The organism is Aeromonas sp. FDAARGOS 1419 (assembly GCF_019047045.1).
GTDB classification, from domain to species: Bacteria; Pseudomonadota; Gammaproteobacteria; order Enterobacterales; family Aeromonadaceae; genus Aeromonas; species Aeromonas veronii.
In genome coordinates this window covers 2,273,156-2,295,468 of the sequence record NZ_CP077209.1, presented here as the reverse complement: position 1 = coordinate 2,295,468, position 22,313 = coordinate 2,273,156, and the positions used below count along the sequence as shown (strand labels likewise).

Sequence of the window (22,313 nt, the reverse complement as noted above, 5' to 3'; positions counted from 1 at the left end):
GCCTCTGATTGAAGAGACGCCCAGCATACTGCAAACAGGGTTTTTCTGTCATTGATATGACCCCGATTTGTGGCTGTTTATCCGATCACCAGATTCTTCAACCAGCAGCGTTGGCGAATACGGCGCTGCACCAGCAACACCTTGCTGAGCTCCTCCAGCAAGACCACCGCCACCACCCAGGAGAGGGGCCAGCCGAGCAGCGTGACCGCCACCCAGGCGAGCGGGATGCCGATGCACCACATGCCGACGATGTCGATAAAGATGCTGTAGTTCACATCACCGCCAGAGCGCAGCACCCCGATGATCCCCACCATGTTGAACACCTTGAGCAGCATCCCGAGACACATGATGCCGAGCACCTGACCCGCTTCCGTCATCAGATCGGGGGGCAGGTTGCCGACCCACTGCAACAGGTTGGCTTGCAGCAGCCAGACGATGATCCCCACCAGCAGCGCGCCAATCGGTGCCAGCAGCAGGAACAGCTGGGAGTGCTGCCAGGCAATCTCGTACTCCTCGGCCCCGAGCCGGTGGCCGAGCAGGGTGGAGCAGGCCACCGCCAGTCCGAAGAAGAGGGAGATAAGGATGCTCTCAAGGGTGCCGAGTGTGGTCATGATGGCCAGCGAATCGGTGCCAAGATGGGCGTAGAGAAAGCCGTAAATCAGCATGCCGAAGGCCCAGAGGCCGTCATGGAACAGCAGCGGCAGGGCGATCAGGGTAAAGCGCACCACCTCCTTGCGCTTGAAGGCGGCCAGCCAGTCTGGTGCGCGCGGGATCAGGCGCGCCTCATAACGCTTTACGTAGAGCAGCAGCAGGGCTGTCTGCAGCAGCCGTGAAATGGTGGTGCCCCAGGCCGAACCGGCGACCCCCATCGCCTCGAAGCCGAAGTGACCGAAGATGAGGGCGTAGTTGAGGATGACGTTGGCGATGATGGCGATAATGCCGATGCGGGTCGGCGCGGCGGCATTGCCGACCGAGCGCAGGGCTGACTCCAGCGGCACTACGATGGCAGTACAGAGGATGGTGGCGCCGGTGATCATCAAGAATTGATCCGCCAGCTCGCGCAGTGCCGGATCCTGACTGGCAAAACCCAGCACGCTGCCCGGTGATAACACATAGATGAAGGCAAAGGGCAGGGTGACCAGCAGGGCGCCCACTATGGCCAGCGCCAGGGAGCGGCGCACCCCGGCCATCTCCCCGCGCCCGAAGTATTGTGCTGCCAATACCGAGACCCCGCCTGCGAGGCCCGCTATCACCAGCAGATTGAAGAAGAAGACCCGGTTACCCAAGCCGACCGCCGCCACAGCCGTGGTGCCAAGCTGGCTCACCATCATGATATCGATGAGGCCGAGCAGGGAGAACATCATGGATTGCAGCGAGACAGGCAGGGCCAGCCGCCACAATCGGGTCATGAACTCGCGATCGGTGGTTTGTTTTAAAATCGCTTGCCAATAATTCATAGTTGTTAACCGGGTATGAGAAAAGCAAGGTTTGTCAGGGGTATGATAGGGGCTGATGAGGCTCTTCTCACTGTGAGTAGCTCTCGATTTTCTTGTGTAAAACTATCCTGTTGAGGTGTTATGCCATTTGCCAGCGAGTGTCTGGAGATAGCGCCAGCCTGTGAAGAGCAGATGCTGGGACGTGAAGGGCTGCCCCTGCTCGGCGAGGCGGGGATCTTCCTGACCGGCCTCTCCCGGGTGCGGGATCACTACCTGATCCGCCGCAATCGCCCCGAGTTTCACATTCTGATGGTGAGTCACGATGAGGGGGGCGCGCTGCTCACCGACGAGGGGGAGCAAGCCATTCCGGCCGGGTCACTGATTTTCCTGCCGGCCGCCGTGCCCGGTGGTCTCAAGCTGATTGGCGAAAGCTGGCAGATCAGCTGGATTTTGCTCGATGACGTGCCGCGCTGGCAGCATCTGCACCGCCTTGGCCACCGTATCTGGCAAGGGGATGGCGGCGATCAGCTCTATCATCTGCTCAGCCTGATGCAGGGGGAAGGGGTTCGCTCTTCGCTGCAACCTCAACTGCTCAGCCTGTTGCTGGCGCTGCTGGAGCGGACCCTGCAAGGGGAGGTGCGCGGCACCCCTGAACTTAGATTGCAGGCACTGTTTCGCCGGGTGGAGGCGCGCCTGGACGAACCCTGGAGTGTCGCCCTGCTGGCCCGACAGATGGCCTGCTCGGTGCCCCATCTGCACCGGCTCTGTCAGCAAGCGTTCGGTATGGGGCCGATGGCGAGAGTGACCGAGCTCAGAATGAACAAGGCGCGCCAGCTGCTGCTCTATACCAACTGGCCACTTGGCGAGCTGGCGGCCCGGGTCGGTTACAGCGATGGGGCCAACTTTGCCAACCGCTTTCGTCGTCTGACTGGTCAGACCCCCGGCGCCTTTCGTCGACTGGGTCGCAAACCTTTTGCAACGGATGTGCAAACTCTTTGAAATTAATGAGACAAGCCCCTAGGATCGGCGGGTCCCTGCGTCTAGCTAACCGTTTAGGTACCAAGATCCATGTTTGAAGATAATAACCAGAAACGTCCTCTCTACATTCCCTACGCCGGTCCCGCCCTGCTGGAGACCCCTTTGCTCAACAAGGGCAGCGCCTTCACCAGCGAAGAGCGCAGCAACTTCAACCTCGAAGGTCTGTTGCCCCAGAATATCGAGACCATCGAAGAGCAGGCCGAGCGCGCCTATCGCCAGTTCATGGCGTTTGGCAACGACATGGACAAGCACATCTATCTGCGCAACATCCAGGATACCAACGAGACGCTCTTCTACCGTCTGCTGCACAACCATCTGACCGAGATGCTGCCTATCATCTACACCCCGACGGTCGGCAAGGCGTGCGAAGAGTTCTCTAACATCTATCGCCGCGCCCGTGGCCTGTTTATCTCCTATCCGGACAAGGACAGGATCGATGACATGCTGCAAAACGCCACCAAGCAGAACGTTAAGGTGATCGTGGTGACCGATGGCGAGCGGATCCTGGGTCTGGGTGACCAGGGGATCGGCGGCATGGGCATTCCCATCGGCAAGCTCTCCCTCTACACCGCCTGTGGTGGCATCTCGCCCGCCTACTGCCTGCCGGTGGTGCTGGATGTCGGCACCAACAACCAGCAACTGCTCAATGACCCCTTCTATATGGGGTGGCGCAATCCGCGTATCTCGGGGGATGAGTATGCCGAGTTCGTCGATGCCTTCATTCAGGCGGTCAAGCGCCGTTGGCCCGACATCCTGCTGCAGTTCGAGGACTTCGCCCAGAACAACGCCATGCCGCTGCTCAACCGCTACAAGAACGAGCTCTGCTGCTTCAACGACGATATTCAGGGTACTGCTGCCGTGACCCTGGGCAGCCTCATCGCCGCCTGCAAGGCCTCCGGCGCCAAGCTCTCCGAGAAGCGGGTTGCCTTCCTCGGTGCGGGCAGCGCCGGTTGCGGTATCGCCGAGCAGATCGTGGCACAGATGAAGGCCGAAGGGCTGACCGATGCCCAGGCCCGCAGCCGGGTCTTTATGGTGGACCGCTTTGGTCTTATCACCGACAAGATCCCCAACCAGCTCGACTTCCAGCGCCGTCTCTCCCAACCGGTGGAGCGCATCGCCGACTGGCCGGTGGGTGACAACATCTCCCTGCTGGAGGTGATGGAGCACGGTCGCCCGGACATCCTGATCGGGGTATCCGGTCAGCCGGGGCTGTTCACCGAAGAGGTGGTCAAGACCATGCACAAGCACTGTGCCCGTCCCATCATCTTCCCGCTCTCCAACCCTACCTCACGGGTCGAGGCGACGCCTGCAGACCTTATCCGCTGGACCGACGGTCAGGCGCTGGTGGCCACCGGCAGTCCGTTTGCACCGGTGGAGCACAAGGGTAAGCGCTACGTCATCGCCCAGTGCAACAACTCCTTCATCTTCCCGGGGATCGGCCTTGGCGTCATCGCCTCCGGCGCCACCCGGGTGACCGACGCCATGCTGATGTCGGCCAGCCGCGCGCTGGCGGAGTGTTCGCCGCTGGTGAAAGGGGAGGAGGGCTCCCTGCTGCCGGATCTGGCGGATATCCATCAGGTCTCCCGCTACATCGCCAAGATGGTGGCCAAGACCGCCATGCTGCAGGGCAAAGCGGTGCAGACCCCGGACGAGGTGATCGATCAGGCCATCGACGCCAACTTCTGGCATCCGGAATATCGCCGCTACCGTCGCACCTCGTTCTGATTTCTGCGAGAAGTGGCAAAGCAAAAGGGATGCCTCGGCATCCCTTTTTACTGCACGTCTGACATGGTTATTGCCTCAAGATCAACTACTCGCTGCCGCCCTGTACGCCGGTGACGCGCACCTCGACCCGGCGATCCGGCCCAAGGCAGTCGATGAGCGCCGCCTTCGCCTTGATGGCATCACACTGGTTGCCGGTGACCGGATTACTCGCGCCATTGCCCTGGATGCTCACCTTGTCGGCAGGCAATCCCTTGCTGATCAGAAAGTCGGCAACGGTTTGGGCCCGAGCTTCTGACAACCTCTGATTGTTGGCATCCGAGCCGATGCGGTCGGTATACCCCATCACCACCGCACTGCCATCCTTGGGCTGCACGTCGACGATCTGCTGGTAGAGATTGTCCAGCGCACTCATCCCCTCCTGTTTGAGGTCCGCTTTGCCAAAGGCGAACAACACATCGGAACTGAGGTTAAAGGTCTGATCCACCACCTCCGGTTCGGCCGGTGGCGGGGGAACCACGACCGGGGCGGGCGTGGGGGCTGCTTCTTTGGGTTGGCTGCGGTTCGGGTGGATCACCAGCTCCAGCGTGGCGGTGCTGATGTCGCTGACCCAGCGCTGGGTACCGCTGTTGGCTTTGCCGTTATCCGGATCATCGCCAACGCGCACTATGTAGCGGTAGCGTGCCTGCAGATCGACCCAGTCATGGAGCCGGGCTGTCACTCCCAGACCCGCCAGCGGCGCCAGGTTGTCGTCCCCGCCATTGACCGACTCGACGTGATAGATATAGCCACCGCCCTCGGCAAAGAGCGAGAACATCTCGCTGAGCGGCAGGCGGCCAATGACTGACAGCGTGGCTCCCTTGCTGTTGAAGTCATGGCCGCTGATATCCCAGTCACCGGTGGAGAGATAGCCAATCTCGGCCCCCAGATTTTCCGTGAAGTTGTAGCCGCCAAACAGGGAGAGCGCAGTCGCATCCTTGCCGACATCCTGACTGAAATCATTCAGATTGTGGGCAATGGCCCAGCCACCGCCAACCCCGGCATACCAGTCGTGAACCGGTTCCGCTTGTGCGCCTGTGCTCGCCAATGCCAGTGCAATCCACACAGGTTTTACTCTTATGTTCATCGCGTATCCTCGTCGATGTTTGGTGTAGTGAGGTTGCCTGCTGGTCAAACCCCACACTTATGTATAGGTGACGGGTTGTTTTTAACCACCAAAGAGGTATGGGGGACGACACGCCGTGAACTAGGGCGCGAGACGGGAAGAGGAAGGGGGCAAAAGAGGGTTACAAGGTGGGTGAAATAAGCGGCAAGAAAAAGGAGGCCAGGTGGCCTCCTTGTTATGTCGGACTGCAGGGTTACTGTTGTACTTGCTGCACGCCGGTGACGCGTACTTCTACACGGCGATCCGGCGCCAGGCAGGAGATCAGCTGAGCCTTGCCCTTGACGCTGTTGCACTGGGTACCGGTGACCGGATTGGCTTCACCGCGACCTTCGATGGCAACTTTGCCAGCCGGCAGACCTTTGCCAACCAGGAAGTCGGCTACGGTACGGGCACGCGCTTCGGAGAGTTTCAGGTTGTAGGCGTCAGAGCCGATACGGTCGGTGTAACCGACGACCACGGCGCTGCCATCTTTCGGCTGAACATCAACGATCTGCTGATACAGCGTATTCAGCGCTGCGACACCTTCTGGCTTGAGGGTGGATTTGCCAAAGGCAAACAGCACGTCAGAGCTCAGGGCGAAGTTCTTGTCGACCAGTACCGGCTCGGGAACCGGCTCAGGCGCAGGGGCGGCCACCGGGGCAACATAAGAGGTGCGGTTCGGGTGCATCACCAGCTCCAGGGTCGCGACGCTCATGTCGCTCTCCCAGGTTTTCTGCTCGTCACCCAGATTCCACAGATAGCGGTAGCGTGCTTGCACATCGATAAGGTCGGAGAGCTTGGCAGTCAGACCCAGGCCCGCCAGCGGTGCAGTGCCGTTGTCACTGTTGCCATTGCCGTTGACGTGATTGAAGTAGGCTCCGCCTTCAGCAAACACCGAGAAGATGTCGCCCAGCGGCAGGCGGGCGATACCGGAGAGGGTTGCACCCTGGGTTTTGAAATCGGCACCGTCAACGCCCGCTTTACCGGCGTAGAGGTAGCCCAGTTCAGCTGCGTAGTAGTCGTTGAAGTTGTAACCGCCGAACAGGCTCAGTGCAGTGGCGTCTTTGTCAGTGTCTTTGCCAAAATCATCCAGACCGTGGGCATATGCCCAACCTGCACCAACACCGGTGTACCAGTCATCGGCAGCCTGAGCTGTGGTGCCTGCGGCGGCGAGCGCCAGTGCAATCAGGGTAGGAGCCATTTTGAGTTTCATCGGTTTATCCTCGTTGTGTTAGCCCATGTCGGGCAATGCACTTGTTTTTATTGCTGCGAAAAATCGCCAGCAAAGTGGATAGCGAAGGCTTTGGACTCTCATGATGCATTGGCGTCATGGACAACAGACCGGACAAGAAGCGCTTTTTAGTGCTTATCCAATACCTTACAGGCGCAACTACTTTATGCTTTCGAGACGAGGCAGGCAAGGGCAGGGAGGCGGGAGTGAGGGATGCAAGCGAGAACGAGACAAACAAAAAGGGATGCCGCAGCATCCCTTTTTTTCGCACTATCTGAACGAGGTCAGATTATTGCTGAACTTCTTGTACGCCAGATACGCGAACTTCTACGCGACGATCCGGAGCCAGGCAGGAGATCAGTTGAGCTTTAGCAGTTACGCCGTTGCACTTGGTGCCGGTAACCGGGTTGGCTTCGCCACGACCTTCAATGGCAACTTTGCTGGCAGCCATACCTTTGCTTACCAGGAAGTTGGCAACGGTGCGGGCACGGGCTTCAGACAGCTTCTGGTTGTAAGCGTCGGAACCGATACGGTCGGTGTAACCAACAACAACAGCGTTGCCATCTTTCGGCTGGAACTCAACGATTTGCTGATACAGACCGTTCAGGGCTGCAACGCCTTCCGGCTTCAGGGTGTCTTTGCCGAAGGCAAACAGCACGTCTGAGTTCAGGGCGAAGTTCTTCTCTACAACTTGCGGAGCAGGAGCCGGAGCTTCTTCAACTACCGGAGCAGCTACCGGAGCTACGTAGGAAGTACGGAACGGGTGGTATACCGCTTCCAGAGTAGCGATGCTCTGGTTGGCTTTGTAACGCTCACCGTTGGCGTGCAGGTCAGCCACGTCCCACATGTAGCGGTAGCGAGCTTGCAGATCCAGCGCGTCATTTACCTTGTAAGTCACACCAGCACCGGCCAGCGGGGAAACTTTAGTGTCGCTGGTGCCCAGACCATCGGTGTGACCCCAGTAGGCGCCGCCTTCAGCGAACAGGGAGAAGTCGTTGCCAACCGGCATACGGGCGATACCGGACAGGGTGGCACCCTGGCTCTCGTAACGGTTGCCGTCGGTGTTGCCACGACCGGTGTACTGGTAGCCCAGTTCGGTACCGAAGTTCTCGGTGAAGTTGTAACCCATGAAAGCGTTGGCAGCAGCCGCGTCTTCCTGGCCTACATTGGTGCTTTCCAGCTTGTTCAGGCCGTTGAAGTGAGTAGCACCGACACCGGCACCGAAGTAGATGTCGTCAGCGGCGTGAGCAGCGGTAGCACCCAGAGCAGCCATGGCGATGGCGATCATGGAAGGAGCCATTTTCATCATAAAAAAATCCTCGTTGAGATCGCACGTTATTCACGTGCTTCACACTTTGTAATTTATGTAAGCTGCAGGCTCCGCCGTACGGCTGGCGTCGAGTCTGGCAGATGACCCGGTATAACCGGGTTGCACACTCTCCTGGTGTGTCGAGTGCGCTGGCATGGCACGCAATGCGTGAGAAACCACTGCCAGGCAACTGATGTCATTCCGATGACGAGGCGCACTCTATGCCGATTTTAAAACATGATCAAGCTCACAAATGAGCCTTGTGGCAAATTGTGTCGTGCCCTTAACTGGCTGTTTATTTTGATTAATTAGTGATCCAGATAGGCCCTGTGCAGTTTCTTCTCCAGCTTCATATAAGCCTGAACCCAGTCGCTATGCGGGCTGGCAGGATTCGCTCTGGCGGCAAAGACCGCAAGGTAATCTGCTTGGGTTGCGCTCTGCAGCAGGGGGGTAAATGTCATCAAAAAATGTCGGGCCAGATAGGGGTCAAGGGGCCAGATGTTGAGGATGGCGCGAGCCACAGGCTGAACCGCAGCTGAACAGATGAAGTGGCGGTGTCCCGCCTCCAGCCAGTCGGCCATCTCGCACATGCCCGATTCGGGCACCAGACCACCATCACCCGGGGTGGTTGCCAGCGCAATAGACTGGCCATTTACCGTGATGAGCTGCTCATTGTTATGCAGGGTGCCGTCGTGGCTGCGCAAGGTCAGGTCCGGGCATGCCTGTTCAAGAAACAGGCTGCAGCTCTCCGGCAGGGCGGCCAGCAGTTCGCTGGCATGGCTGGACATCAAGGCCGGAAGCCAGAATGCTTCGGCGCGATATTGTTCACCTTGCAGGCGCTGTTGTGCCAGTTCTTCTGTGCTGGATACGGGGTGCAGGCGAGAGATAATGCCGGGAAACGCCATACTTATTCCTCTTAATGGGTATCCGGCGGATTATACGAGTTATTGGGGGGGCCACAATAAAGGTTTCTTTTCGAGACTGTTTACCTGAGGCGGCTGAGCGATTACCATCCCCCCTTGAAGGCAAGGGTTGTCGCCGAAAGGCGCTCATAAGATAGAGGCTCGACCATAACGAGTCCGAACAAAACTGATACACTTGACTACGAGTCGTCGCGAAAAATAAAAGGCGGAGTAAATCCGCCAAACGGAGTATGGAACATTATGAATTCAAATATCGTCACTGTTGGCAAGAAGATCCGTCAGATCCGTGAAGCGGTCGGTTTGAGCCGTCCGAAGTTTGCAGATTTGCTGGGTGTTCCTCCCACCACGCTGAAAAACTACGAGCTGGGTTACCGTGAAGTTGGGGGCGCCTTCCTGGTTGCCCTGGCGCACCACCCGGATCTGCACAAGTTCACCCTCTGGCTGCTGGCAGACAAGAAAGTCGCCGAAATCGGCCAGATTGGCCCGGATGACCTCGCCAAGGCGTGATCATCGATGTGAATAGAAATGCCGCCTTCGGGCGGTATTTTTTTTGGGTTGCCGATCGATATTTTGATCTAACACGCTTTGAATTATCCATGCAGGCCAACGAGAATAAGCGGCCCCGAAAAGTGGGCCCTGGTGGTATCTGGCCACCTGAACACTATTACATTCAGGATGATATGAGCAATCGTATGGAGTATGGGTATGAGCAGTAATGAGTTGGATAAACGTTATGGCCTGATGACTGCCATTGCGATGGTGGTCGGCGTGGTGATCGGCTCCGGTGTCTTCTTCAAGGCCGATGATGTACTGCGTCTGACTGGCGGTAATCTGGCCATTGCACTGCTGGCATGGGCGCTGGGGGCATTTTCGATGATCTTCGGCGCGCTGGTGTTTGCCGAGTTTGCCCAGCGGATCGAAAAGTCCAACGGTATCGTCGATTATGCCGAAGCGGCATACGGCAAAATGTTTGGTTATCTGGTGGGGTGGTTCAAAGGCGTACTCTATTACGCCCCTCTTTCCGCCATCCTTGCCTGGGTCGCCGCCCTGTACACCATGATCTTGCTCGGTAGTGATAATCCGACCAACTCTGGTGCGACCTGGATACTGGCGGCTGTCTATATGACGGTCACCTATCTGATCAACTTCTATACCCCGGTCCTGGCGGGCAAGCTGCAAGTGGGTTCTACCCTGATCAAGTTGATCCCGCTGATCCTGGTTGCGATTGTGGGCACCATTTCAGGTTTGCTCAATGGTGTCACCGTGACCAACTTTGTGCAGGCAATGGATGGGATAGGAAGCACCGGAGGCACTCTGGCCACGGCCGTGGTTGCCACCGCCTTCGCTTATGAGGGGTGGATCGCCGCCGTGACCATCAACAGCGAAATTCGCGATTCCAAGAAGAATCTGCCCAGAGCGCTGGTGATTGGCACCCTGATAGTCTTTGTGGTCTATGTCACCTATTTTCTGGGGATCGCCAGCGTCTTGCCGACGGACGAGATAGTGGCGCAAGGGGATAACGCGGTAAATCTCGCGACAACCAGCCTGTTTGGCGGGACTGCCTCGACCATTTTGACCGTGTTTGTGATTATCTCCTGCCTCGGAACCCTCAATGGTCTGGTGTTGGCGACCATGCGCATTCCCTACTCGCTGGCGATCCGCAATCAGGGGCCAGCCCCCAAGTGGATGAGCCGTATCGAATCGCATCACCACATGCCAATTAACTCGGCCCTCGCGGCAGCACTGTTGTCGGTGATCTACTCAGTGCTGTGGTACTGCAGCATCAACGAGACATTCGGTCGTTACATCGCCCTGGACGAGATGCCGATCGTGCTGATTTATGGCCTCTATCTGTTCCTCTATGTCTGGTACATGCGCACCTTTACCGAGTTGGGCTGGATAAAGCGGTTTGTGATCCCGACCTGCGCCACTCTGGGCGCGCTCATCATTCTGTATGGCGGTATCACCAATCCCAGTCTGGGGCTCTATCTGCTGGTCTCTGTGGGGGTGATTCTGCTCGGGTTGCTCTTCTACCGTAAGGAGTAACCGGGTAAGTAAGTTGAAAAAAAAAGCGCCGAATGGCGCTTTTTTCATGTGTAAACCGCAGCATGTCGACAACTAACTGCCCAGTAACCCGAGGCGGCCCAGTTCATCCTTGAGCTGATCGAGGTTACGCTCGACACAGGCTTCCCCCTCGTTGATGGCATCGCTGGCGCGATGAAAGTCCATGATGGAGAAGCTGCCAAGGCGCGGGCAGAGCTGGATCTCCGGCGGGTCACCGGCCATCCGGGCGCGGGTAATACGCTCCTGCATGATGTTGATGGAGCCACTCATCACGCTCCACAGACCCGGAGTGGCTGGCGCGGTTTCACCGCGATTGAGCCACTGGCTGAGCAGGCCGCCGCTGCCGGGTTGATCCGGCTCGTCGGTCCAGGGTTGGTGCATATCGGTGTTGAGGTTGACCGCAATCACCACCTCGGCCCCCATGGCTCGGGCCAGCGAGATGGGCACCGGATTGACCACGGCGCCATCGACCAGCCAGCGGTCGTTTATCCGGGTCGGGGTGAGGATCCCCGGCATGCCGCAGGAGGCGCGCACCGACTGGCGTAGCGGGCCCTGTTGCAGCCAGATCTCGCGGCCGGTATCGAGTTCGGTGGCGATGCAGGCGAAGGGGATGGGCAGATTCTCGAGATCGGGATCCCCCAGATGGCTTGCGGCAAGACCAAACACCTTTTCGCCGCGAAACAGACCGCCGGAGAGGGCCGGGTCGAGCAGGCTGACCACCTGCAGGCGGGTAAAGCCGCGCACCCAGGTTTCCAGCCGATCCAGTTCTCCGGCGGCATAGGCGGCACCGACAAAGCTGCCGATGGAGCAGCCAGCGATCAAATCCGGTTTGATGCCGAGACGTTCAAGGGCGCGGATGACGCCGATATGGGCCCATCCTCTGGCGGCGCCGCTTCCGAGAGCGAGCCCTACGCGGGGTTTACGTGGCACGACAGTCCTCCAAAAAAGGGGTTGAGGGGTCAGCTTACTCCGAGAGTCAGGAGGCGTCACCCTGCCATCTTTCGCTGCGGTTGCGACCGTTGGCCTTGGCCTGATAGAGCGCCACATCGGCGCGGCGCACCGCTTCGTGCAGGGGAAGGTTCTCCTGGTGGGGCAGATAGCCGAGGCTGATGGTGACCTCCAGCCCGGGTTCGATGGCGGCCCAGTCGTGATCCGCCACCGCCTTTCTCAGCAGCTCCGCCAGCTGGCCGAGCTGCGTTGCATCAGCGCGGCCAATCAGCAGCAGAAACTCTTCGCCCCCCCAGCGGATCAGGCGATCAGTGGGCCTAAGCTGCTGCTGGCAGATCTGCACCAGCCGGATCAGCACGATATCGCCGACGGCATGGCCGAAGTTGTCATTGACCCGTTTGAAGTGATCCGCATCGAACATCAGGATCCCCGCTTGCAGCCGGGCCAGATCGCCCGCCTGCTCCAGCAGCACCAGATAGTGGCGGTTGAAGGCGCCGGTGAGGGCATCGTGGCAGGAGAGGTAATTGAGCCGCTGGTTGAGGCGATGGGATCTCAGGTTGGAGAGGGCGGCCAGCAGCATAAAGAGAATGGCGAGCAGGGTCGGCGTGGACTGGCAGAGCATGGCCCACACCAGCGGCAGCAGGGTGACGTTGTGCACCAGTCGCAACGGGGTATCTGGGATTGCCATGGTCAGCTGCAATGCCCCTTGTTGCCACTGGTATTCGTCGGTCGGCTCGGGGTCTTGCGGCACCACGGGCTGGAGTGCGCTGCTGGCCAGCACCTGATGGTACTGATTGAGCAGCAGATACTCACCCAGCGCCGGTGCCAGTTGATTGAGCTGCGATTGCAAGCGTGAGAGCAGGATGTCCATGCTGATCATCCCTACCAGCGAGCCGTCCTTGTAGAGAGGCTGGGACATGGTGACCATGGTGCCCAGTCCGGCAAAATCTTCGTAGGGACGGGAGAGAATGGTGTCCCGGCTGGGGTTGGGTGACATCAGCGCATCCTGCCAGTAGTGCTTGTCATAGATGCTGCGGGCAAAACGAAACTGGCTGGAGGGGATCCAGGGATAGAGGTAGATAAAGTTGTCCACGCCGGTGAAGTAGGCCCAGGCGATCTCGCTGCCAAGGCGCTGGCTGGCAGTGGCCAGCAAGGGCGAGAGGCTCAGGGCCAAATGAAGTTGCGCCTCCCGCGCACTGCCGGAGGGCGGCAGCGGGCCGTCACCGGTGAGGTTGCCCGCCAGTCCGGCTGGTAAATCACCGGGGAGCTTGTCGAGGGCCAGCCCCTCTGGCAGCGCCTCGATATGGCGATAGAGCTGGCGGGTGAGCACCGACTGGGGGTCGCTGCGCAGTCGCTCTTCGGCCTGACCGCGCATCGCCTCCAGAAATACTTCGGTCTGTTTGAAACGATCTCGCAGGTAGATGGCGCTGTTGAGGGTATCGCTCTGGTAGAGGCGTTCTATCTGTTTCAGGCTTTGCCGCAAGGTCAGACCAATCAGCAGGATGACCACGGCGAACAGGAGCCAGGTCAGGCGTGTGAGAAAGCGGTGGTCAGACATTTTGGGCATAGGCAGTCAGTCGGGTTGCGAAGGAAATTGTCGTTAGTGTATGCGATGTGGCGTGAAAACAAACGGCGCGACCTGAAACAGAGTGAGCTTATCCCGCTCTTGTTACGTTTTGTCACATTTATACATAGTCACGGCATAGTCTGGGGCTAAAATGGCCCCAATCTGGATTTACCCTCTCACTCTTCATGGACTGTTCGATGAAAATGCGTATCTGGCTCGGCTTGGGCCTTCTTCTAATCGCGGTTGCCGGCGTCTGGGCGCTGCGTCACAGCGAACCCGCCGCCAAAGCACCGACCAGACAGGTCAATATCCGCACTCAAACCGTCAAGCAGAGTCTGGCCGAGCCGACCCTCAAGCTGGTGGGCAAGCTGGCAGCCAATCGCTCCGTCATCATCAGCCCCGAAGTGACCGGTCGCATCGTCAAAATTGCGGTGCAATCTGGTCAGAGCGTGGCGAAGGGGGAGACCCTGATCGCGCTCGATGCGGGCAAGCAGCAGGCGGAGCTGGCCGAGCAGAGCGCCAGTCTGCGCGACGAGAACCGCAAGCTGGGGGATATGCGCAAGCTGGTGGCCCGTGGCGCCGTGACCCAATCCGAGCTGGAGGGGCAGGAGGCCACCGTGGCTCAGGTGCAGGCTCGCCTCGATGCCGCCCGCTACGAGCTCTCCCTGCGTACCTTGCAGGCGCCCTTTGCCGGTACCGTGAGCCTGATTGACTTGAGCGAAGGGGCGCTGGTCAACAGCGGCGACACCCTGCTGCATCTCGATGAACTCGACAAACTGCGCCTCGATCTGGCGGTGCCGGAGCGTTACCTCTCCCTGCTGCGACCGGGCATGGCGGTCACCGCCACCAGTACCGCCTGGCCGGATCAGCAATTCAACGGCACCCTGACCACTCTCGATAGCCGCATTTCCAACGATACCCAGAACATCAAGGCGCGGGTGATGATCCCCAATGGCAACGGCCAGTTGCGCCCGGGCATGCTGCTCAATGTGGAGCTGGCGCTGCCTGCCCAGCAGCTCACCCTGATCCCCGCCCAGTCGGTGGAGTACGCCGGTGAGCAGCGCTTTGTTTACCGTCTCGAGGCCGATGGCCGGGTCAAGCGGGTGCCTGTGGTACTTGGCGAAACCGAAGGGGAGACCGTCTGGGTCACCGAGGGGCTCAAGGTCGGCGATCGCATCGTGGTCGAGGGGCTGGTCAATCTGCGTGATGGGGTGCAGGTGCGTGATCTGGCCGAGGTGAACGGCTGATGTGGCTCTCCGATATCTCAGTACGCCGCCCGCTGGTGGCGGTGGTGCTCAGCGCCCTGCTCACCGTGTTTGGTCTGGTCGCCTTCAGCAAATTGACGGTGCGGGAGATGCCGGACGTGCAGATCCCCTCGGTCTCCATCACCACCACCTATGAAGGGGCTGCCCCCTCGGTGATGGAGAGTCAGGTCACCAAGCCCATCGAGGATCAACTTTCCGGCATCAGCGGCATCAAGAACATCAACTCCATGACCCGCAAGGGGCGCTCGATGATCACGGTCGAGTTCAAGCTCGGCTGGAACATGGTGGAGGGGATCTCCGATGTGCGCGATGCTCTCTCCCGCGCGCGGCCACGGCTGCCCGATGATGTGGACGAGCCGCTGGTGACCAAGGACAGCGGCAACGGCGATGTGGCGATCTGGCTCAACTTCAGCAGCAGCCAGATGGATCGCACCGCCATGACCGACTACGCCAACCGGGTGCTGGTCGACCCCCTGAGTCTGGTGGACGGGGTGAGCGAAGTGGCGCTCTCCGGCGATCTCACCCAGGTGATGTATGTGCGGCTGCGCCCGGCCGACATGGCCGCCCGTGGTATCACGGTGAGCGATGTGGAAGATGCCCTCAAGCGGGAGAATATCGAGCTGCCGGGGGGGGAGATCCGCAACAACTCCATGACCATGGCGGTGCAGATCGCCCGTCTCTATCACACAGCGGAAGATTTTCAGCAACTGCAAGTCACCACAGCTGCCAACGGCCAGAGCGTCTATCTGGCCGATATCGCCGATGTGGAGGTGGGGGCCAAGAACGAAGACAGCGCCTATCAGCGCAACGGTAAAGAGAGTCTGGGTATCGGCATCGTCGCCCAGTCCACCGCCAACCCGCTGGCGGTGGCGCAGGGGATCGAGAAGAAGCTTGGCGAGATGCAGCGCTTCCTGCCGGAGGGGGCCAAGCTCGAGGTGGATTACGACTCCACCATCTTTATCAAGCAGGCCATCGACGAGGTGTACGAGACCCTGGCCATCTGCGCCGTGCTGGTGGTGGCGGTGCTCTATCTGTTCCTCGGGCAGGGGCGCACCACGCTTATTCCTGCCATTACGGTGCCGGTATCGCTGATATCAGCCTTTATCGGCGCCTGGTATTTCGGCTTTTCCATCAACCTCATCACCCTGCTGGCGCTGATCCTCGCCATCGGTCTGGTGGTGGATGACGCCATCGTGGTGGTGGAGAACATCCACCACCATCTGCAGCGGGGGGAACCGCCGCTGCTGGCCGCCTGGCACGGCACCCGCGAGGTGGGCTTTGCGGTCATCGCCACCACCGCCGTGCTGGTGATGGTGTTCGTCCCCATCGCCTTTATGGATGGCATGGTGGGGCGGCTCTTTACCGAGTTTGCGATATTGCTCTCATTGGCGGTGCTCTGCTCCTCGCTGGTGGCGCTGACCCTGACTCCGGCCATGGGCTCCTGGCTGATGCGCCCGCTGGATAAACCGAACCGGCTCACCGCCGGGCTCGATCGCGGGCTGGGCTGGCTGGAGGGGCACTATCGCCACCTGCTGGCATGGGTGCTGCGTCGCTCCCGCTGGACGCCGCTGGTGTTGCTGCTCTGTCTGGGCGGTATCGGTGCCCTCTTTACCCAGCTGCCGACCAGCCTTACCCCGACCGAAGATCGCGGCGTCATCTATGTCTTCGTCAAGGGGGCAGAGGGGACCAGTATCGAGCGGATGAAGCGCAACATGCAGCAGGTGGAGTCCGCCATCATGCCGATGCTGGGCAAAGGGGTGGTGCAGGCGCTGAGCTTCAGCACCCCCGCCTTTGGCCGTGGCGGCGATCAGACCGGTATGGTGATCATCCAGCTCACCGACTGGGCCGAGCGCGACGTCACCGCCACCGAGTTCTCCCGCTCGCTGGGTGCCAAGCTCTCCGGCATTCCCGATGTGATGATCCGCACCTTCCAGCCCGGTTTCCGCGGAGGCTCAACCGCACCGGTGCAGTTCGTGCTGCAGGGCAACGACTATGCCGAGCTCTACCAGCAAGGGTTGGCGCTGCAACAGGCAGCGCAGGGCAGCGGCCTGATGCTGAGCCCGGATCTCGACTATGCCGAGAAGACTCCTGAGCTGCAGGTGACCATCAATCGCGACAGCGCCAGCCAGCTCGGCATTCCGGTCTCCACCGTGGCCAACAGCTTGCAGACCCTACTGGGCGGGGCGAGCAAGACCACCTATGTGGACAGGGGCGAGGAGTATGACGTCTACCTGCGCGGCAACCAGACCGAGTTCAACGGCATCTCGGATCTCGGTCGCATCTATCTAAAAGCCGCCAACGGCGAGATGGTCAGTCTCTCGACTCTGGCGACCGTCAAGCAGGTGGCGACCGCCAACCGCCTCAACCACTACCAGCGGCAAAAGGCGATCACCCTGACCGCCGATGTGCACCCTGACCACACCCTGGGTGAGGCCCTCGATTTCCTCGATGGCTGGGCCAACGCCAACCTGCCCACCGGTATGACGGTGGATTACGCCGGTGATTCCAAGGATTACCGCGACAATCAGGGGGAGATGGTGCTGGTCTTTGGCCTCGCCCTGCTGGTGGTCTATCTGGTGCTGGTGGCCCAGTTCGAGAGCACCCTGACCCCGGCGGTGGTGATGGTGACGGTGCCGCTCGGCATCTTCGGCGGCCTGCTCGGCCTCTGGCTGACGGGGCAGGAGATGAGCATCTACAGCCAGATCGGCATGATCATGCTGATTGGCATGGTGACCAAGAACGGCATCCTCATCGTCGAGTTCATCAACCAGCTGCGCCAGCGCGGCGAAGGGTTCGAGGAGGCGATAATCAAAGGCTCGGTGCGCCGTCTGCGCCCCATCCTGATGACTTCGCTCACCGCCATTATCGGCGCGGTGCCGCTGATGCTCTCCATGGGGGCAGGCTACGAGAGCCGGATGGCGGTGGGGACTGTGGTCTTCTTCGGACTGTCGCTGGCCACCCTGGTCACTCTGCTGGTGGTGCCCGCCATCTACCATCTGATCGCCCGCCACGCCGGTATGACAGGGGCGCGGGATCAGCAGGTAGACGAAGCGCTGGCCGCCAAAGGGGCAGGGGAGTCGCACCCTCCGGCGCCCTGATCAGCGCCTTGACCGACATCCTGGCCTGAACCCTGACCTGCGCGCTCAAGCGGGGCCAGTAAATCAGCCTCCATCATCACAAGGGCGCCTGCGGGCGCCCTTGCTATTGCGGACGGCGGCCTATTCCGCGGGATCTATAGGGACAAAAAGCCATCGCTCCCCTTGGCCGCAACCGGTATAATGCGCGACCCGAATTTTTCCAGGTGTTCAAAATGCAGCCGGTACCCAACCTTTTCTCCTATCCCCGCTATTGGGCCGAGTGCTACGGCACGGCGCCCTTCCTGCCCATGTCCCGCAAAGAGATGGACAAGCTCGGTTGGGACAGCTGCGACGTCATTCTGGTGACGGGGGATGCCTACGTGGATCACCCGAGCTTCGGCATGGCGGTCATCGGCCGCATGCTGGAGGCGCAGGGCTTTCGGGTCGGCATCATCGCCCAGCCGGACTGGTCATCGAAGGATGACTTTATGCGTCTGGGCAAACCGAATCTCTTCTTCGGGGTGACCGCGGGCAATATGGACTCCATGATCAACCGCTACACCTCCGACAAAAAGCTGCGCCACGACGACGCCTACACCCCAGGGGATGTGGGCGGCAAGCGGCCGGATCGCGCCACCCTGGTCTATACCCAGCGCTGCAAGGAGGCCTTCAAGGAGGTGCCGGTGGTTATCGGCGGCATCGAGGCATCCCTGCGCCGCATCGCCCACTATGACTACTGGTCCGAGACCATCCGCCGCTCCATCCTGCTCGATGCCAAGGCCGATATCCTGATTTACGGCAACGCCGAGCGGCCGCTGGTGGAAGTGGCCCACCGCATCGCAGCGGGGGAGAGCATCGACACCATGCAGGATATTCGCGGCACCGCCGTCATCCGCAAGGAGCCGCTGCCGGGCTGGAAAGGGGTGGATTCGAGCAAGCTCGACCAGATTGGCCGCATCGATCCCATCATGAACCCCTATATGGAAGGGGCTCCCTGCTCGGATGATGCCACCGACGCGGCACCCGCCGCGCAGGAGGCCAAACCCGTGCTGGTGCAGCCGGCCAAGCCCAAGCCGTGGGAAAAAACCTATGTGAAGCTGCCAGCGTTCGAGCGGGTGAAAGAGGACAAGGTGCTCTACGCCCACGCCTCGCGCATTCTGCACCACGAGACCAACCCCGGCTGTGCGCGCGCCCTGTCGCAAGCTCACGGCGATCGCATCGTCTGGGTCAACCCGCCCGCCTTCCCGCTCGAAACCGAGGAGATGGACGGCGTATTCGGCCTGCCCTACCAGCGGGTGCCGCACCCGGCCTATGGCAACGAGAAGATCCCCGCCTTCGAGATGATCAAGACCTCGGTCAACATCATGCGCGGCTGCTTTGGCGGCTGCTCCTTCTGCTCCATCACCGAGCACGAAGGGCGCATCATCCAGAGCCGCTCGGAAGAGTCGATCTTGAAAGAAATTGAAGATATCCGCGACAAGGTGCCGGGCTTTACCGGCGTCATCTCGGATCTCGGCGGCCCTACCGCCAACATGTACAAGCTGCGCTGCAAGAGCCCCAAGGCCGAGCAGACCTGCCGTCGCGCCTCCTGTGTCTGGCCCACCATCTGCCCGCACATGGACACCGACCACAGCCCGACCATCAACCTCTATCGCAAGGCGCGCGACCTCAAGGGGATCAAGAAGATCCTCATCGCCTCGGGCGTGCGTTACGACATCGCGGTCGAAGATCCCCGCTATATCAAGGAGCTGGCCAAGTACCACGTCGGCGGCTACCTGAAGATCGCGCCGGAACACACCGAGGAGGGGCCGCTCTCCAAGATGATGAAGCCGGGCATGGGCAGCTACTACCAGTTCAAGGAACTGTTCGACAAATACTCCAAAGAGGCGGGCAAGCAGCAATACCTGATCCCCTACTTTATCTCCGCCCACCCGGGCACCACGGATGAAGACATGATCAATCTGGCGCTCTGGGTCAAAGAGAACCGCTTCAAGCTCGATCAGGTGCAGAACTTCTACCCGTCGCCGCTCGCCAACGCCACCACCATGTATTACACGGAGAAAAACCCGTTAAACAAGGTGAGCCGCACCGGTGGCGATGTGTTTGTTGCCAAGGGTGAGCGCCGTCGCCGCCTGCACAAGGCGCTGCTGCGCTACCATGACCCGGCTGGCTGGCCGATGATCCGCGAAGCCCTGCTCGCCATGGGCAAAGGCCACCTGATTGGCAACGGCCCCGGCTGTCTGGTGCCTGCAGAAAGTAGGAATGAGCGGCGCAACGAGCGTGCCGCCACTGGCAAGGGGATGAAACCGGCCCTGACTCGCCACAGTAACATTGCCCATCAGCGCGGCAATGGCACAGGCAACAAGCCGACGGGCGGCAAGCCGGTGGGTTCCCAGCTGCACAAAGGCGCGGCTAACGGCAAACCGGCCGCACAGGGCGAAGGCAAGAATGCTGGCCAGAATGCGGGTAAGAGCAAACCTGCCGGAAAACCTGCCCATAAGGGCAAAGCCCCGACCCGCGCTGGCTCTGCCAAGCCGGGAGCCAAACCCGCCGCTCAAGGCGGCAAGCCTGCGGCTAAAGGCAATGGTGCCAAGCGACCGGCAAGGTGATATTCGCTGATTAGCAAAGCGATAGAAATAAAAAAGGCGACCGGTTGGTCGCCTTTTTATACCCACTAACTTTGAATTTTAAATACCTAGTTAATTACCATCTTTAATAAAAACAATTCTGTATAGACACATTGACTTTTGATACTGAAATTTTTCAATAGTTTAATTTATGCAATGGCATCATAAATTATGAATTTGCAATTTTCTTCATCAAATGTTTGAATTGCATTTAGTTTTTTTTGATACACTTCCCATTTCATAGAACAGAGTTCAAAGCATTGTTCCAAAGTTTTTATTCGGTAGTTTTCACAACTTAATTCTATATAACTGTAAAGCACTTGATCTAGATAGTCATGAGCATTTTCAATCAGTGAGTGTATAAATTTTGGGGGTTTTCCAGAATGTACGATAATATTTCTTGTTCTATATATTCTTCTTATTTGCCAAGCCACTTTTTGTTTGTGTATATCTAAGCGTTTTTTCCAGTTTTTAGGAGTTTTAAAATCTCGATGCAGACTAAATATTCTATATCTTAAAAGAGGGAACGAAGATAGCTCTGTATAAAGTTCAGTTAATAAAGGCTCTGAGCTTTCATTTGTTAGCAATATGAGAACTTTATCGCTAAGTTTAGTGCCTTTACTTAAGTTTAATTTTGCTAAAATCCCTCTAACTTTTCTTCTATCCCACCTAATTAAGTCAAAGGCAAGTCTGTTGATTATTCTTTTGGAGTAGCCAAGCATGAAGATTGGTATGAGTAGATCTATCATTTCATTAATCTTTGTATTCCCAACATGAGTAGGTGTAATTGTTTCTAGACTAATCCAAGTATTAAGAAGCTGATTTTCAGGAATGTTATTTATAATTGACATGCCATGTAAATCGACTACACGGTCGAATCTTTCAAAGCTATCTCGCTGTACCGAAAATCGTTTAATCATTCTATTGAGGCGCTCTGAAGCTACATCAGGTCTAAGGTCAATACCTTTCTCCATAGTATTCTGAGGCCTGCCAACCAGCTTTATTCCTTCAGTACAGCATTGTTTTACTAAAATAGAGTCTTGCCAAGAAATACGAGCTTTATGTGCAAAAATCATGAATAAATCACTGAGGCTATCTAGTTTTCTTTCGGCAATTTCTCTAGCTGAATAAACATCTTGGGCTCTAAATTTATCGGTAATGACATAAACTTGCCCTTGATTCTTTTTATAATCTATTTCATTTGCGTATGCTAAAAAATCCTCTGGAATTTCTTCAGATATTTTAATGCCAAATTTTCTCACAGATTCTCCAACTTTCAAGATGATAGAGTCGACTGCGAATAGCATTTCAAAATTATGGCTGTACGGGTAAACGAACTCAAAAAACTCTCTTATTTTTTCTAATTTGTCTATATTTCCAGCTATTCCTTTAAAGAAAAAGTCTTCAACTTTCTCAAATATTAATTTTTTACTTAAACCACCATTTATTAAACGAGAAACATAAAGTCGGATAAGTGTTTCTATGTCATTTTTACGGTTTTCGATTACTGCTGTTTCCAGCAGCTCTTGGCATTTATGCAAGTATCTTTCTGAATTTAATGTTTGAGCCAATACTTCAAGTCGTAACTGTCTTGAACTGAGAGATTTATTGTCCTCTATCGAAAAATATTGATTGCAATCAGTATCCATCAATGATTTCGCTACAAGGTCGTTTTTTAAGCACCACTCAAGTTCTTCTAAAACATGTTTTAAATTGGCACTGTCAATCTTCTTGTTCTCAATGTCTGATATTAATGATATTGCTTCAATGCAAATATATGGGGAACATAATACAGGTGGTTTGTATGTGTCCAGAGTATAGTCAAATAGCATTTCATCGAGACGTTGAGCAAAAAACAACAATCCGTCTAGATTCTCTATATTAACCCAATGCTCTAATGTTCTAAATTTCATACAAATCTCTAGTTGTTTAAATGTAATTTAAAAATGTTAGTTAGAAGTG

Annotated in this window: 15 protein-coding genes; 7 read left to right on the top strand and 8 right to left on the bottom strand. The window is 57.8% G+C overall.

All coding sequences use genetic code 11. From position 1 onward, the window contains the following. Positions 1 to 77 precede the first annotated feature (77 nt). On the bottom strand, positions 78 to 1,457 hold the full coding sequence (locus I6L49_RS10175) for an MATE family efflux transporter (RefSeq protein WP_216951559.1): 1,380 nt from the start codon (positions 1,455 to 1,457) through the stop codon (positions 78 to 80). A gap of 120 nt (positions 1,458 to 1,577) precedes the next feature. Here I6L49_RS10175 and I6L49_RS10170 point away from each other — a divergent pair, with 120 nt between their 5' ends. After that, the gene (locus I6L49_RS10170) at positions 1,578 to 2,435 is read left to right on the top strand and encodes an AraC family transcriptional regulator (RefSeq protein WP_005338380.1); all 858 of its coding nucleotides are present in this window, start codon (positions 1,578 to 1,580) and stop codon (positions 2,433 to 2,435) included. Positions 2,436 to 2,504: 69 nt separating this feature from the next. After that, complete coding sequence (locus I6L49_RS10165) at positions 2,505 to 4,199, top strand: NAD-dependent malic enzyme (protein ID WP_005338379.1); 1,695 nt, start codon at positions 2,505 to 2,507, stop codon at positions 4,197 to 4,199. 85 nt (positions 4,200 to 4,284) lie between these two features. On the opposite strand, the gene I6L49_RS10160 is transcribed toward I6L49_RS10165, so the two are convergent. The 4 genes from I6L49_RS10160 to I6L49_RS10145 all read right to left on the bottom strand — a co-directional run bounded on the left by I6L49_RS10160 (position 4,285) and on the right by I6L49_RS10145 (position 8,785). Next, on the bottom strand, positions 4,285 to 5,322 hold the full coding sequence (locus I6L49_RS10160) for an OmpA family protein (RefSeq protein ID WP_216951557.1): 1,038 nt from the start codon (positions 5,320 to 5,322) through the stop codon (positions 4,285 to 4,287). Positions 5,323 to 5,554: 232 nt separating this feature from the next. Further along, positions 5,555 to 6,553 carry a porin OmpA gene (gene ompA, locus I6L49_RS10155; protein WP_005358919.1) on the bottom strand — a complete coding sequence of 333 codons (999 nt, stop codon included), beginning with the start codon at positions 6,551 to 6,553 and terminating at the stop codon, positions 5,555 to 5,557. Between the two features lie 307 nt (positions 6,554 to 6,860). After that, positions 6,861 to 7,880: a porin OmpA gene (gene ompA, locus I6L49_RS10150; protein ID WP_013723997.1), complete on the bottom strand. Its 1,020-nt coding sequence runs from the start codon at positions 7,878 to 7,880 to the stop codon at positions 6,861 to 6,863. A gap of 308 nt (positions 7,881 to 8,188) precedes the next feature. Beyond that, on the bottom strand, positions 8,189 to 8,785 hold the full coding sequence (locus I6L49_RS10145) for a hypothetical protein (RefSeq protein ID WP_213386785.1): 597 nt from the start codon (positions 8,783 to 8,785) through the stop codon (positions 8,189 to 8,191). 258 nt (positions 8,786 to 9,043) lie between these two features. Between I6L49_RS10145 and I6L49_RS10140 the strand changes: the two genes are divergently transcribed. Beyond that, positions 9,044 to 9,310 (top strand): DNA-binding transcriptional regulator, encoded by a 267-nt coding sequence (locus tag I6L49_RS10140; RefSeq protein ID WP_005338367.1) that lies wholly within the window; start codon positions 9,044 to 9,046, stop codon positions 9,308 to 9,310. A 198-nt stretch (positions 9,311 to 9,508) separates the two neighbouring features. After that, a complete protein-coding gene (locus I6L49_RS10135; protein ID WP_216951556.1) occupies positions 9,509 to 10,849 on the top strand; it encodes an APC family permease in 1,341 nt (446 codons plus the stop codon). A gap of 72 nt (positions 10,850 to 10,921) precedes the next feature. On the opposite strand, the gene I6L49_RS10130 is transcribed toward I6L49_RS10135, so the two are convergent. Both I6L49_RS10130 and I6L49_RS10125 read right to left on the bottom strand, forming a co-directional pair. Next, positions 10,922 to 11,797: a patatin-like phospholipase family protein gene (locus tag I6L49_RS10130; protein ID WP_058057806.1), complete on the bottom strand. Its 876-nt coding sequence runs from the start codon at positions 11,795 to 11,797 to the stop codon at positions 10,922 to 10,924. A 46-nt stretch (positions 11,798 to 11,843) separates the two neighbouring features. After that, positions 11,844 to 13,382, bottom strand: coding sequence for a sensor domain-containing diguanylate cyclase (locus tag I6L49_RS10125; protein WP_216951555.1), 1,539 nt, complete (start codon positions 13,380 to 13,382; stop codon positions 11,844 to 11,846). Between the two features lie 197 nt (positions 13,383 to 13,579). On the opposite strand from I6L49_RS10125, the gene I6L49_RS10120 reads away from it, so the two are divergent. From I6L49_RS10120 to I6L49_RS10110, 3 genes are all read left to right on the top strand, one after another. Then, positions 13,580 to 14,629 carry an efflux RND transporter periplasmic adaptor subunit gene (locus tag I6L49_RS10120; protein ID WP_216951554.1) on the top strand — a complete coding sequence of 350 codons (1,050 nt, stop codon included), beginning with the start codon at positions 13,580 to 13,582 and terminating at the stop codon, positions 14,627 to 14,629. After that, positions 14,629 to 17,745, top strand: coding sequence for an efflux RND transporter permease subunit (locus tag I6L49_RS10115; RefSeq protein WP_216951553.1), 3,117 nt, complete (start codon positions 14,629 to 14,631; stop codon positions 17,743 to 17,745). Before I6L49_RS10120 ends, I6L49_RS10115 begins: the two co-directional genes overlap by 1 nt. A 212-nt stretch (positions 17,746 to 17,957) precedes the next feature. Continuing rightward, positions 17,958 to 20,333, top strand: coding sequence for a YgiQ family radical SAM protein (locus tag I6L49_RS10110; protein WP_216951552.1), 2,376 nt, complete (start codon positions 17,958 to 17,960; stop codon positions 20,331 to 20,333). Between the two features lie 167 nt (positions 20,334 to 20,500). Here I6L49_RS10110 and I6L49_RS10105 read toward each other — a convergent pair whose 3' ends face one another. Then, positions 20,501 to 22,264 (bottom strand): hypothetical protein, encoded by a 1,764-nt coding sequence (locus I6L49_RS10105; RefSeq protein ID WP_216951551.1) that lies wholly within the window; start codon positions 22,262 to 22,264, stop codon positions 20,501 to 20,503. Positions 22,265 to 22,313: the final 49 nt, after the last annotated feature.